This window comes from Paenibacillus senegalensis JC66 (assembly GCF_000285515.1).
Taxonomy (GTDB): domain Bacteria; phylum Bacillota; class Bacilli; order Paenibacillales; family NBRC-103111; genus Paenibacillus_L; species Paenibacillus_L senegalensis.
Genome location: NZ_HE610958.1, coordinates 690,055 through 703,956 on the forward strand (window position 1 = coordinate 690,055; position 13,902 = coordinate 703,956).

A 13,902-nucleotide genomic window follows, 5' to 3' on the forward strand; every position below is an offset into this window, starting at 1 on the left:
AATGAAGGAGTGAGGCTTGTCTCCATTGCCAGCTTAATGTAGATGGTGAGCTTGCTTGTTGTTTTACAAAACGATTTCTTGGCTTTCGTGCCAGTGCAGCAGCTTCTTTTCCAGGAAATCGGTCAACAGGTAGAGGATCAGCCCCGTGACGCTCAAGAGCAGAACAGCTGTTAAAATAAGGCCAATATTGTACGTCTCGCTTCCCAAAATGACAAGATAGCCGAGGCCCGCCTTGGCTCCAATCATTTCTCCAATCACGGCTCCTGTAATCGCGTAAGTGGTCGACACTTTAACGCCGGACATGATCGAGGGCAAAGAGAACGGAGCCTCCACCGAGATGAATCTCTGCCACGGATTGGCCTTGAGGATTCTTAACAGATCCCTCATGTTCTTTTCCACAGACCGGATTCCAATAACCGTGTTGACCATAATTGGAAAGAAGACGACGAGTATGACCAATGCGATCTTGGAGCTGGCTCCCAGCCCGAACCAGAGCAGAAACAGCGGCGCGATAGAAATTTTAGGCGCTGTTTGGGCCAGAACAACATAGGGAGTAAAGAGACGCTCTAACAGCGGACTCTTGGCCAGAATGTACCCCATAATCAACCCTAGCACGCAGCCAACGAGAAATCCGATAAAGATTTCATACAAGGTGGTGCCGATATGAGTGTGCATATCTCCAGCAGTCATATAGTTAATAAATTGTTGGGCGAACACACCCGGACCTGGAAGGGTATGAGCCGGTACGTTAAAGAGGGATACATAGCCCTGCCAGACGGCCAGAAACAACAGGAAGGTTGCGACGGCCAGGGCTACTTTGCGCCCATATTTACTCATCAGTCATCACCTTCATTACTGTAGTTTCGGAATAACAAAGTCTTCCGCCTTCAGATCTTTGTTAATGACCTCATACTCCTTCAGCGTATCGATAGTTACCTGCCATTTTTCCAGCTTGGAGGCGCCGTATCCTTCCTGCTCAGTCACTTCACTCTGCCACAGGTAAGGAATAAACACTTCATTAAAAATTTCTTCCGTTAAATCTTCTCGGCCTTCAAAAGAAGGAGCGTATTTCGCAATCGACATCTCAATCGCTTCTCTGGCATTACCGTTAATAATATAGTCAAGTGCTTTATTCAATGCGTTATTAAAGCAGATAACCGTCTCTTTATTGCTTTCCAGATAACGGTCCGAAGTTACCACTACGTTACCGAAGGATGGCAGGAACTCATCGGAACGGAATTCCTCAACCTCAACCCCGCTGTTGCGCAGTTCAACTGTTCTCAGCATGGAGAACGTAATCGCATCGACTTCATCCGCTACGAGAGCGTTCACGATCGATCCGGTTCCGACAATTTTCGTATTGACATCATCGATAGACATTCCATTTTGCTCAAGCAGCACCTGAAGCTGAATATAGTTAGGACTTCCGAAGCTGGTTACGCCAATTGTTTTCCCTTTGAGGTCAGCCGGTGTGGAAATGCCTTTATCCTTTTTGAAAATGGTAGCTCCCAATCCGTTCTGGTAAGTCGTGTGAACGACTTTAACCGGGATATCCTGAGCTCTTGCCGTAATAACAGAGTCTCCGTTAGGAAAACCAAACTGCACATTGCCCGCTGCTACGTTTTTGACAATATCCGCTGCAGCAGCATACAGAAACTCAACTTCCAAGCCTTCTTCTGCAAAAAAGCCCTGCTCATGCGCCACATATAACGGTGCGTAATAAGGAACAGCAGCGCCATCAATCTGGATGGTTACGGTTTTTTTATCGCCGCCTCCCTCGCCTTCAGGAGTCCCGCCTCCATTGCCGCCGTTTGTGCCATTGCCTCCGCCCTGGCCCCCACCGCCGCATGCCGCAACAATTAGAGCAAGAAGGGCAATCGGCAGAATGAACTTCATCCATGTCTTCGTCAACTTAAACATCCCCTTTTTTTAATATAATTTTGTTAATGGCGTGTAAGGCCACTTTACACAGATTCAACTGGCTTTCTTCATAATCGACAAGCCACTGATTGGTGATCCGGTTGCAGTGCACGACGCATAATGTCCCTGCGTAAGCGCCCATTACGGAAGCCAAGGTCAGAATAGTCTCGGATTCCATCTCCAGGTTAAGCACGTTTAATGCTTTCATTTCCTCAATAATGCCAGCGCTGTAATTCAGACTGTTAACCGGTCGGCCCTGTGCATGATAGAAGGACGAGGTTGTTGCCCCAATTCCGAGATGATAGGCGAATCCCAGCTCTTCACAGCTTTCTACGAGTGCCTGTACGATTTCATAATTGGCAACAGCCGGGTATTCAGGTCGCGCATAATGGTTGGACGAGCCTCCCATACGTACACTTCCCGTGTTGATGATGAAATCGCCGCATTCAATCCCTTCCTGTATCGCAGCGGTCCCGCCAATCCTCAATAAATACTTGGCTTTCAGCTGGAGCAGTTCCAGAACTGCAATCTCAGTAGAAGGTCCGCCAATTCCGGTTGAACAGACGGAGATGGAATTCCCTTCATACAGTCCGGTTCCTACCTTAAACTCGCGGTTGGAGCCGACAATCCTATAGTCATCGAAGTGGCTTTGAATCAAGTCGACCCGTCCGGGATCGCCCGGAAGCAGCACATAAGGAGCAACTTCCCCTTCAGCTATACGGAGATGCGGTACCTTGTCCCCTTCGTACAAAGGAAAATCCGCGTTGATAAATGTGTGACTCACTTTCCACAGCTCCTTTGATCTCTAATCGTTTAGGCTAGGATTTGATTTGTTTGGAATCGTGCCAGAAGAGGAGTCTGTTCTCCAGCAAACTGATCAGAGCATAGAAGATGACCCCGATAAGGATGGTATAGATGATGGTGGCGAACAGCATTGGTGAATTGTACGTCGTACTGTTATAAATGAGCAGAAAGCCTAGGCCGTTTTCTCCCGAAATCCACTCTGCCACAATAGCGGCGATGACCGCCTGGACCATCCCTACCTTTAATCCGGCAAAAATTTGCGGAAGCGAATGTGGCAATTCTACCTGAAAAATTCTTTGCCACCAATTCAGTCCGGTAATCTGCATTAGGCATTTCATATTGTAAGTGATGCTTTTCAGGCCAAATACAGCCCCCAGCATGACTGGAAAGAACACCATGGATATAATCAGGACAAGCTTGGATACAAGACCTAGACCAAACCAAATGACAAACAGAGGAGCCAAGGCGATTTTTGGTGCGGTTTGCGCCAGCAGGATATACGGCATCAGCGCATCCTCGATTACTTTAACCTTTCCTATCAGGTAGCCGATCAGATAGCCAAGCAGTGTGCCCAGCACGAATCCGGCCAACACTTCACCGGAAGTAACGGAGAAGTGAAAGAGAACATTCTCTCTGACCAGCATTTCATAGAAAGCCACACCTACATCTTTGGGGGTAGGCAGAATATAAGCCGGGACATCAAACCATACGATGTATAATTGCCATACAAGCACTAGCAATCCAATGGCAAATACATACTCGCCAACTGTTCGTACTTTGTTCATCAGCCCAACACTTCCCTTAGCTTTTTAACGTAGGTAGTAAACTCCGGAGTTTCCTTAACCGTTACTGTACGCGGGCGGGGCAGGTCTATATCCATGACTTCATCTATTTTGCCTGGACGGGGCGACATTACGATCACCCGATCGGACAAGAAAACGGATTCGGCTATACTGTGCGTAACAAACAGGATGGTTTTCTTGGTCTCATTCCATATGCGCATCAGCTCGATGCCCATCTTGTCTCGGGTCAGGGCGTCCAGCGCACCGAATGGCTCGTCCATCAGCAGTACATCCGGATTGTAAGAAAGCGCTCTGACAATGGACACCCGCTGCTTCATTCCCCCGGAAAGCTCGCGCGGGTAAGCATTTTCAAACCCTTTCAATCCTGCCAGCTCCAACAGCTTGTCCAGATTTGCCAGATTCTCCTTGGAGTCCATCTTTTTCACTTCCAGCGGGAACTTCGCGTTTTGGTAAACCGTCTTCCAAGGAAGCAAAACAGAATCCTGAAATACAAAGCCGATATGGTCCGCCGATTTGGCCCAGTCAATCTTCCCAGAAGTCGGCTGGTCGAGATTAGCCAATATGCGCAAAAGCGTCGATTTACCGCATCCCGATGGCCCGATAATGGATATGAATTCGCTATTCTTCACATCAAGGTTAATATTGGTCAAGGCTTGGACTTCTTTGCCTCCACTGCCTCTATAAATTTTATTTACATCATTAATGCGAATCGCCGGATGTTCCATGGATTCAACACTCCTTTTTCTAGAAACACGTCAAAGTCCATTGTATACAACATAAATCGACACCGTATATGTCCATAAAGACAAAAACAAATTCGAAAAATTGTCCGGATCACTAAGCCGGCTTAAAATTAGAAAGCGGCATTTTTTTACAAACGGGCATGCTTATGCTCGTTAGTATGAACTCCTGTATCTGTTCATATGCACTTTACAATTGCGGCAAAAAGCTTGTCCCATATCGGGGAAGCCTGCAATAGAAGTTCTCCGCAATAGTAGCGCCCACGCCGGCCAGACTCGGGAGCACGCCCAGATTGCGTCCCTCGGTTATTCCTTTGTGATAGACGAGCAAGGGAACATACTCCCGGGTATGATCGGTTCCCGGATGAGTGGGATCATTGCCATGATCCGCCGTAATGATAAGCAGATCTGTCCCTCGCAATTGGCTGATCACATCCGGCAGCGCCTCGTCAAATTCAACAAGGGCTTGCGCATAGCCTTGAGGATCCCTGCGGTGCCCGTATAAGGCATCAAAATCCACTAAGTTGAGAAAACAAAGCCCCTGGAAATCGCGGTTCATCGTATCCAACAGCCGGCTCATTCCATCACGGTTGGATTTGGTCTTGATCTCTTCAGTAATTCCGGAGCCCGAGAAAATATCCGAAATTTTGCCGATGGCGATGCTGTCCCATTTCTTGGAGGCCAGTTCGTCAAGCACCGTCCGTGCAGGAGGAGTTACGGAGTAGTCTCGGCGATTCGCAGTTCTGGTCCAACTGCCCGCTTCCCCGATAAAGGGTCTCGCGATGACCCGGGCAACAAAAAACTGCGGCTGTCTAGTTAATTCGCGTGCCTGCTCACATATGCGATACAGCTCATTCAGCGGCACCACATCCTCATGAGCGGCAATTTGCAGCACACTATCGGCAGATGTATAGACGATTAGACTTCCGGTATCTACATGCTGCCGGCCAAGCTCATCGAGTATTTCCGTCCCGGAAGCCGCCTTATTGCCGATGATCTTGCGGCCGCTGAGGCTCTGCAGCGCTGACAAAAGCCCTTCGGGAAAACCTTCCGGATACGTTTGAAATGCTGTCTCCGATTTGACGCCCATCAGCTCCCAGTGACCGGTTAGGGTATCCTTGCCTGCCGATAGCTCCGCCATTTTGCCGTAATGAGCCTGAGGGTTAGCTGCGGGGGTTACTCCACGAATCTGTTCCCCGATAGAGCCAAGGCCCATCCTTTCCAAATGCGGAAGAGAGAGACCCCCGACATAGTCGGCGATATGGCCAAGAGTATGGGCTCCCCGGTCGTTATACAGGGCCGCATCCGGCAGCTCGCCAATTCCGACACTATCAAGCACAATAGTGAACACCCGCTCAAACCTCGGCTGTTTGTGTAGATTTGCTGTTCCTGGTGTCACGTCAATTCCCCCCTTTGTCTGGAACTTAACTGCTCCCATCCATTCACTTCAGGTTCACCTTGCTTCTTTGTAAACGCATTGGCCAGATACAAAAGTGGCGACAGCTTTGCCGCGCAGCTTCATGCCTGCAAAAGGACAGTTGGTGGATTTGGAATGAAACGCCTCCGGCTCTACCACCCATTCTTTGTTTGGATCAATCAAGGTGACATCCGCATTAGCGCCTTCCGATAAGGTCCCCCCGGGCAAGCTCATAATTTGGGCAGGCTCTATCGTCAGCTTGGCCACTGCGGCATCGACCGAAAGCTTCCCGGTATGCACAAGGTGAGTAAAAGTGAGGCCGACACAGGTTTCCAGGCCAACCATGCCGAACGGGGCCTGGGCCAAGGGAAGCCGCTTCTCTGCCGCCGTATGAGGAGCATGATCTGTGGCGATGACATCCAGTGTGCCGTCTGCAAGCCCACTCGCAACTGCTTCCACATCTTGAGCTGTACGCAAAGGCGGGTTCACTTTAGCCAGTGCGCCGAATTCCAGCACCTTCTCATCCGTGATAGAGAAATGATGAGGCGCTCCTTCCGCTGTTACGTGAACGCCTCGTCGCTTGGCTTCACGAATCAGCTGCACTCCCCTTGCCGTTGATACATGCTGGATGTGCAGCCGTGCTCCGGTTTCTTCTGCGAGGAGCAGATCTCTCGCAATCATCAGCTCCTCCCCCAAGGGCGAAATGCCGGGATCACCCAGACGGCGGCTGATCTCACCGCGATTTATCGCTCCAGCGGTCACCAGCCGGTGATCCTCGCAATGAGAGCTAATCGGTACTCCCAGTCTTGCTGCAGTTACAAATGCTTCATAAATAATTGAGCTATCGACTACAGTTCGACCGTCATCCGTGAAGGTAACCGCCCCGGCATGAAATAGCGCTTCCATATCTGTCAGCTGCTCCCCTTGTATCCCGCGGGTGATCGCGGCTGACGAATAGACATGGACAACAGCGCTCTTCCTGCCTTCCTCTAACACAGAAGTTAGAGTTTCAGCGGTATCGATCGCCGGCTTCGTATTCGGCATGCAAACTACCGAAGTAAATCCCCCGGCTGCAGCTGCCAGGGAACCGCTGGCAATCGTTTCTTTGTCAGGATAGCCCGGCTCACGGAAATGCACGTGAATGTCGATTAGTCCAGGAACGACCAGCAGACCGGCAGCATCAATAACGTGATCTGCTGCTTGAATCTCCTCAGGCAGATGACCGATGCGAACAATTTTGCCATCCTCCATGAGCAAGTCGGCGATTTGATGATACCCTCCGGCAGGATTAATCAATTCCCCGCCTTTTATAAGCGTTCTCATGGGACCCCATCCTTCTTCTGTTCTGTGAATATAGGCATCGTATCAAGAATAAAACCGCATGGAAATGTCCATAAAGACAAAAAAAACAACCAACTTTCGTCTTCCTGAACAAAACAAAAGGAAGGCGATTCATGTTTTGGTTGTTTTACGTTTTATATCCTTAATTTTCTACCTTATAATTAACTTTTCATGTGAACTTCTCAGGGAACACTCCGATTTTTTACCAGATCCTGCTTAAGTCTAAACTTGTGTATGAAGAAGATGATACAACTTCATGCCGATATGCAGCCGCAATCGGTCCTCTGCCCGATGAACACTACAGCCGGTGAGCTGCTCGATTTTTTGCAGCCGGTATTTCAACGTATTGACATGGACAAACATCGAATCCGCGGTTTCCGCTAGACTGCAATCCTTCGCGAAATATTGGAACAGAGTTTCCGCCAGCTTGGCATTGTTCTTTTCATCATAATCCACGAGCTTCCCCACAGTTTCATTAAACAACGCCTCCAGCTCCTTCCGGTCATGGAAGCGGCTAAGAATACGGTAAATCCCAAGATCGCCAAAGTAAATACTGCTGTTATTTCCCCAAACCGAACGGCCCAGCTGAATAGAGCGCACCGCTTCGCTATAGCCTTCTTGAATCCCCTGCAAGCCTGGATAAAACCTGCCGATTCCTATGGTGCAGGAAGCACCGGAAAATTCCTGGCACAGCTGCTTTCGCAAATAATCGGCAAACGTTATAATCTGTTCTCTTACTGAAGCGGATGGCGGGAGCGCCCCTTGAAAATCAGGCAGTTCAGCCAGTTGGATCAATACGATTACATGCTCTTTCCTTTGCCCGATTATCGGCTTCGCTGTACTGAAAACAAGCAGATCATGCACTTTTTGCAGCCATTTTCGTTTGAATTCCTGAGCCTGAACCGCGTCACGATCCACGTTATCGGCTTGCAAAGAAATAGCCAGCACCTGGTAATCTTTGCTGAAATCCCAACCAAACAAATGCCCGCGGGTAATCACCTCATCCTCATCCTGGGCATGGCCGGTTAGAACCTCGGACAGAAAATCGTCCTTGAACGCCTGCTCCACATCAAAACGCGTCTTAACCTTCAAAAACTCCAATGCCAGTAAAGGGATCATCCGATCAAGTATGACTAACTCCCGGCCCTCGAAAGGATGCTCCGTTGGCCAGCAGGTAACATATCCATACAGCTCATCGTTTAACATTAAAGGGGCTACGATACATTCCAGCGCTTGTCCGTTCAACAGACGGGCCATACGAATAGATCTTTTATTCATTCTGAGCTCATTTTTTTGAAGACGGGTTAGCGGAGCCGGTTCCCCAACGGTGATTCTTCTTTCCAGCACAGGCAGTTCGGATTCCAGCGTAATCCGGTTTCCGGTAATCTGCTCACAGGCCTCGATCATCGCCGGGATCCCCTTCCCACCCATGGCTAACTCCGTCACCCATTGAAAGAACACTTCAAGACGATGGTCTTCATGAGCATGATGACCCAAGATGAACTCCATGAGCGGTGTCATAATATCCAAGTACGAGATCTCTGCATCAATCTCGATAATAGGCAGATTAAGCCTGTTTCCTTCTTCAAGAATAACTTCAGGTATTTCATCCACGTATCGGCTCGTTTTGATGGCCAGAGCCGAGCTGCCAACTTCCTGCAGCTGGCCGACGAGAGCGCGTATGCTGTCTTCATCGTCTTTAATGGGATACAGACTGGTAAGCAGGAGGTCATGTCCCTTCAGCCATTGAATCACATCCGGCACTTCCATCACCGTAATATGATCAATTTCTCTGTCCAGTCCTTGCTCGCCTGCAACTACCCGGCATTGGACCAGCCCTCCAATTCCCATCGCTTTACGTACTGTAATTCCCATCCTGCTCATCCTTTCGTAGTCCGTACCTATAGGCTATGACCAGAAGGGGAATGGATAATCCTCCTCCGCCCGCACCATCCTTTAACCTTTGGAATCCTCCTGGTCAAAGCCTGCTTCCTTTATTATACCAGCGCAGGGCATCTATACATAATTGGAATCAACGTCTTTTATTGTATCACCAAAACAGGATTTAGAATTAGATGGCTCCAAGTAACTTCCCATATAAAAACACCAGTCCTTTTGTCCGGCGTTTAACTAACTAGTTATAGTTCTACATAAGCATTGGCAATTTCCGTTAAATCCTCTTAACAACTGAAATCATCTTTATGTGACTTAACTTCTAAGGTTTATATCGCTTTTGTAAAAAAGGTTGTTTATTTATTCGTTATAGTGTATATTTATACAATAAAAATTGAATTTAGTGCATATCTATAAGGAATACAGCACTTATTATAAGAACTAGGTGGGAGTGAGACATCATGAAGGCCAGACTGCTGTTGGAGGATGGAACGCTGTTTACCGGAAAAGCGTTTGGCAGCACCAAAGAAGCCATCGGAGAAATTGTATTTAATACCGGAATGACCGGCTACCAGGAGGTGCTTTCCGACCCTTCTTATTGCGGGCAGCTAGTTACAATGACATACCCGTTGATCGGAAATTACGGGTTCAATCCGGACGATTTGGAGTCGCTCCAGCCTTCTGTGGGAGGCTTGATTGTTCGTCAATACGAAAGCTTTCCAAGCAACTGGAGATCTCGCGGAAATCTGCAATGGATGCTTCAGGAATACGATATTCCCGCCATCAGCGGGATCGATACCCGCATGCTAACGCGTATCATTCGTGAGCATGGCGTGATGAGAGGTGTTTTGACGACGGGCAGCGAGAGTGTGTCCGAGCTCCTTGAGCGAATGCAAAACGTACCCGAGCCCCGCGATCAGGTCGCAGCGGTATCGACCCGCCAGGCGTACCGGATTCCGGGCAGCCGTGAACGGATCGTGCTGATCGATTACGGAAGCAAGCTTGGTATCGTAAAAGAGCTGACTTCACGGGGCTGTGATGTCACCGTAGTCCCCCATAATACTAGCGCCGAACAAATTCGCAAGCATGCGCCGGACGGAATTATGCTGTCTAACGGTCCGGGGAATCCGAAGGATGTGCGGCAAGCGGCCGCAGTCATTCAAGAGCTGCTGGGCGAGTTCCCCATCTTCGGCATTTGCCTTGGCCACCAGCTATTCGCGCTGGCTGGCGGTGCAGATACTACCAAGCTCAAATACGGGCATCGGGGAAGCAATCATCCCGTCAAAGCGCTCTCCACCGGACAATGCTGGATTACTTCGCAAAACCATGGCTACACGGTAGACGAAGCTTCTCTTGCTGGAACGGAACTGGAGATCACTCATATTAACAATAATGATAAAACGATAGAGGGCTTGAAGCACAAGCGCTACCCTGCATTTTCCGTTCAGTTTCATCCTGAAGCAGCGCCGGGACCGAATGATTCCAACGGTTTATTTGACGAGTTTTTACAAATGGTCCGTGACTTTTCCTCTAAGGCCGCAAGCAGCGGAATGTCCTCATCGGCCGTTGTTGCTAAGCCGCCGCAAGGCTCCGGGCTGCCTTCTGCAGAACTGCCTCTCTCTTCAGGGAAGACTGCTGATGAATTGGTTATAGCTGATCACCAGCCAGATACTGCCGATAATACAAGCAACTCGACTACTGCAAGTAAGGGAGCATTTCATTATGCCTAAATCAGCACATCTAAAAAAAATTCTAGTCATCGGATCCGGACCAATCGTCATCGGCCAGGCTGCTGAGTTTGATTATGCAGGCACTCAGGCTTGTCAGGCTTTACGCGAAGAAGGCATTGAGGTCGTGCTTGTCAACAGCAACCCTGCCACCATCATGACCGATTCTCATATGGCCGACCGGGTCTATATCGAGCCTATCACGCTGGAGTCTGTGAAGCGGATTCTGCTGCAGGAACAGCCCGACGGCATCCTGCCCACCCTGGGCGGACAGACAGGATTGAATATGGCGGTGGAATTAGCCAAGGATGGCATTCTAGAGCGGGAAAATATTGCGCTGCTAGGCACCCAGCTTGATGCTATTGAGCAGGCGGAAGATCGCGACTTATTCCGCGCCTTAATGAAAAAGCTTAATCAGCCCGTACCGGACAGCACGATTGTAACCAGTGTCGATGAAGCGATCTCTTTCGCCGATACGATCGGTTACCCGGTCATTGTCCGGCCGGCTTATACGCTTGGCGGAACCGGCGGGGGGATTGCCTCCACCAAGGAAGAGCTGCAGGAAATTGCCGGTGCAGGCTTGCGCAGCAGCCCGATCGGCCAATGTCTGGTTGAGAAAAGCATAGCCGGTATGAAGGAAATTGAGTATGAGGTCATGCGGGACGCCAACGATCATTGCCTGGTGGTCTGCAATATGGAGAACTTCGACCCCGTTGGAATTCATACCGGGGACAGCATCGTAGTGGCGCCAAGCCAAACGCTATCTGACCGGGAATATCAGATGCTGCGCCAGGCCTCGCTCACTATTATCCGCGCCTTGAAGATCGAAGGCGGCTGCAACGTTCAGTTCGCTCTAGACCCGGACAGCTTTCAATATTACGTCATTGAAGTGAACCCTCGGGTCAGCCGCTCCTCTGCGCTGGCTTCCAAGGCAACCGGATATCCCATCGCCAAGATGGCCGCCAAAATCGCCGCCGGTTACACCTTGGATGAAATGATCAATCCGGTGACCGGGCAAACCTACGTTTATTTCGAGCCGGCTCTGGATTATGTCGTCACTAAAATTCCGCGCTGGCCTTTCGATAAGTTCCCGTCCGCGGACCGCAAGCTGGGCACCCAGATGAAAGCGACCGGAGAGGTTATGGCGATTGGACGCACCTTCGAAGAGTCTTTGCTGAAGGCCGTGCGCTCTTTGGAAATCGGCATTTGCCATATACAGCTGCCGGAAGCCTCCCAGCTGGGCAAAGAGGAGCTGGAGCAGCGGCTTATGAGGGCCGACGATGAGCGTCTGTTCCTCTTGGCGGAAGCGTTACGGCGGGGCTATTCTCTAGAGCAATTGCACCAGCTGACGCAGATCGATCTGTGGTTTCTATTCAAACTGGATAAGCTCGTCCAATTCGAGTCCGTCTTGCTGGCGGAGAACCTGGATTCCGGCTTGCTGCGGGAAGCCAAACAGCTCGGCTTCTCGGACCGGGCAATCGCAGCAATCCGCAGCTCCGCAGACAAGAACCTGAAATACTGCACAGAAGAAGAAGTTCGTTCACTAAGGAAGCAGCACCAGATCCTTCCGGTTTACAAAACGGTCGACACATGCGCCGCCGAGTTTGAAGCTTCCACCCCCTATTATTATTCTTGCTATGAAATCGAGAATGAAGCTATTCCGTCCTCCCGGCCTAAAGTTATTATTCTAGGCTCTGGACCGATTCGGATAGGACAGGGGATCGAGTTCGATTATTCTACGGTTCATGCTGTTACCGCCGTACAGCAAATGGGCTATGAGGCTATCGTCATCAATAACAATCCGGAGACGGTTTCTACCGATTTCAATATGACGGACCGGCTCTATTTTGAACCGCTGTTTGTGGAAGATGTCATGAATATTATCGAGCATGAGCAGCCTGTCGGAGTCATTGTGCAGTTTGGCGGACAAACCGCCATACAACTGGCGGAGCCGTTGGTCAAGGCCGGCTTCCCCATTCTCGGAACGCCATGGGAAGGATTGGACATGGCGGAGGACCGCCGTAAATTCGAGCAGCTGCTCCGCAAGCTATCCATTCCGCAGCCGTTGGGAGGGACCGCTTTTACGGTAGAAGAAGCGGTGAAATTAGCCGAGGATATCGGTTTCCCCGTTCTTGTGCGTCCGTCCTATGTTTTAGGCGGAAGAGCTATGGAGATCGTACACAGTATCGACGAGCTAATGGCTTACATGAAGCAGGCGGCCAAGATCAACCCGGAACATCCGGTCTTGATCGACCGCTATATGCCGGGGATTGAAGCAGAGGTGGATGCAATCTGCGGCCCGGACGGAATAGCCATTCCGGGAATTATGGAACAGGTCGAACGTACCGGCGTTCATTCGGGAGATTCCATCGCGGTCTATCCGCCCCAGCGCTTATCCGCTGATGTAAAGCAGCAGATGACCGAGATCACTGCCTCCCTGGCAGAACATCTGCACATTATGGGTCTGGTCAATATCCAGTTTCTCGTTCATGAGGAAAAGGTTTACGTCATTGAAGTGAACCCCCGTGCTTCTCGGACCGTTCCTTTCATGAGCAAGGTGACCTCCATTCCGATGGCCAATCTGGCAACCAAGCTGATGCTTGGAAGCACTTTGCAGGAGCAAGGACTGCCTTTAGGGCTCGCTCCGGAAATTTCCGGTGTGGCCGTTAAGGTCCCTGTCTTTTCATTCGCCAAGCTGCCCGGTGTGGATTGCCCGCTGGGACCGGAAATGAAATCAACAGGCGAGGTTATGGGCCATGATCTTAACTTGCCGAAGGCGCTCTACAAAGGGCTGCTTGGAGCGGGAACCAGGCTACCCAAGCATGGCACGGTCATTGTTTCCCTGGCGGACAAGGACAAAGCCGAAGCAATTCCTATACTGTCCCGCTGGGCCAGCTTGGGGTACAGCCTGCTGGCTACACCCGGTACAGCAGAAGCGCTGCGTGAGGCAGGTATTCCGGTTCGTCAATGGGCCGAGTGGGACAAGGCTGCAGCCGGTTCCAGTTACCCGGATATCATGCGGCGGGTTCGCGGCGAGGAAGCCAAATTCTTGCTGAACACAGCTACGCTGGGCAAGAATGCCCAGCGTCAAGGGTTTCAGCTGAGAAGAGCCGCCATCGAAAGCGGCGTCGTCTGTCTCACTTCGTTAGATACGGCGAATGCTTTAGTCGAGGCGCTGGAAACGATCCATTTCTCCTCTTTCTCGCTGCCCGGGAGCGGACTGTTCTGCCAAGCAACCTAGGTTGGCAGCAGCAGAC

Annotated in this window: 10 protein-coding genes; 2 read left to right on the forward strand and 8 right to left on the reverse strand. The window is 50.3% G+C overall.

The genetic code is table 11. The features are described from left to right. Positions 1–63: 63 nt before the first annotated feature. The 8 genes from PSHG_RS11495 to PSHG_RS11530 all read right to left on the reverse strand — a co-directional run bounded on the left by PSHG_RS11495 (position 64) and on the right by PSHG_RS11530 (position 8,900). Entirely contained in the window at positions 64–837 is a 774-nt protein-coding gene (locus PSHG_RS11495; protein ID WP_010272847.1) for an ABC transporter permease, read from the reverse strand. Between the two features lie 15 nt (positions 838–852). Next, positions 853–1,911, reverse strand: a complete 1,059-nt coding sequence (locus PSHG_RS11500) for an ABC transporter substrate-binding protein (RefSeq protein ID WP_010272848.1) — start codon at positions 1,909–1,911, stop codon at positions 853–855. A gap of 1 nt (position 1,912) precedes the next feature. Further along, positions 1,913–2,704: a nucleoside phosphorylase gene (locus PSHG_RS11505; RefSeq protein ID WP_010272849.1), complete on the reverse strand. Its 792-nt coding sequence runs from the start codon at positions 2,702–2,704 to the stop codon at positions 1,913–1,915. Positions 2,705–2,738: 34 nt separating this feature from the next. Then, complete coding sequence (locus PSHG_RS11510) at positions 2,739–3,509, reverse strand: ABC transporter permease (RefSeq protein ID WP_010272850.1); 771 nt, start codon at positions 3,507–3,509, stop codon at positions 2,739–2,741. Then, positions 3,509–4,252: an ABC transporter ATP-binding protein gene (locus PSHG_RS11515; protein WP_010272852.1), complete on the reverse strand. Its 744-nt coding sequence runs from the start codon at positions 4,250–4,252 to the stop codon at positions 3,509–3,511. Before PSHG_RS11515 ends, PSHG_RS11510 begins: the two co-directional genes overlap by 1 nt. A gap of 205 nt (positions 4,253–4,457) precedes the next feature. Beyond that, positions 4,458–5,666 (reverse strand): phosphopentomutase, encoded by a 1,209-nt coding sequence (deoB, locus tag PSHG_RS11520; protein WP_010272854.1) that lies wholly within the window; start codon positions 5,664–5,666, stop codon positions 4,458–4,460. A 54-nt stretch (positions 5,667–5,720) separates the two neighbouring features. Beyond that, a complete protein-coding gene (locus PSHG_RS11525; RefSeq protein WP_010272855.1) occupies positions 5,721–7,007 on the reverse strand; it encodes a dihydroorotase in 1,287 nt (428 codons plus the stop codon). Positions 7,008–7,247: 240 nt separating this feature from the next. Further along, positions 7,248–8,900, reverse strand: a complete 1,653-nt coding sequence (locus tag PSHG_RS11530) for a PucR family transcriptional regulator (RefSeq protein ID WP_010272856.1) — start codon at positions 8,898–8,900, stop codon at positions 7,248–7,250. A gap of 479 nt (positions 8,901–9,379) precedes the next feature. On the opposite strand from PSHG_RS11530, the gene PSHG_RS11535 reads away from it, so the two are divergent. Further along, positions 9,380–10,648: a carbamoyl phosphate synthase small subunit gene (locus PSHG_RS11535; protein WP_010272857.1), complete on the forward strand. Its 1,269-nt coding sequence runs from the start codon at positions 9,380–9,382 to the stop codon at positions 10,646–10,648. Beyond that, complete coding sequence (carB, locus tag PSHG_RS11540; RefSeq protein WP_010272858.1) at positions 10,641–13,886, forward strand: carbamoyl-phosphate synthase large subunit; 3,246 nt, start codon at positions 10,641–10,643, stop codon at positions 13,884–13,886. The genes PSHG_RS11535 and carB overlap by 8 nt, the downstream gene beginning before the upstream one ends. Positions 13,887–13,902: the final 16 nt, after the last annotated feature.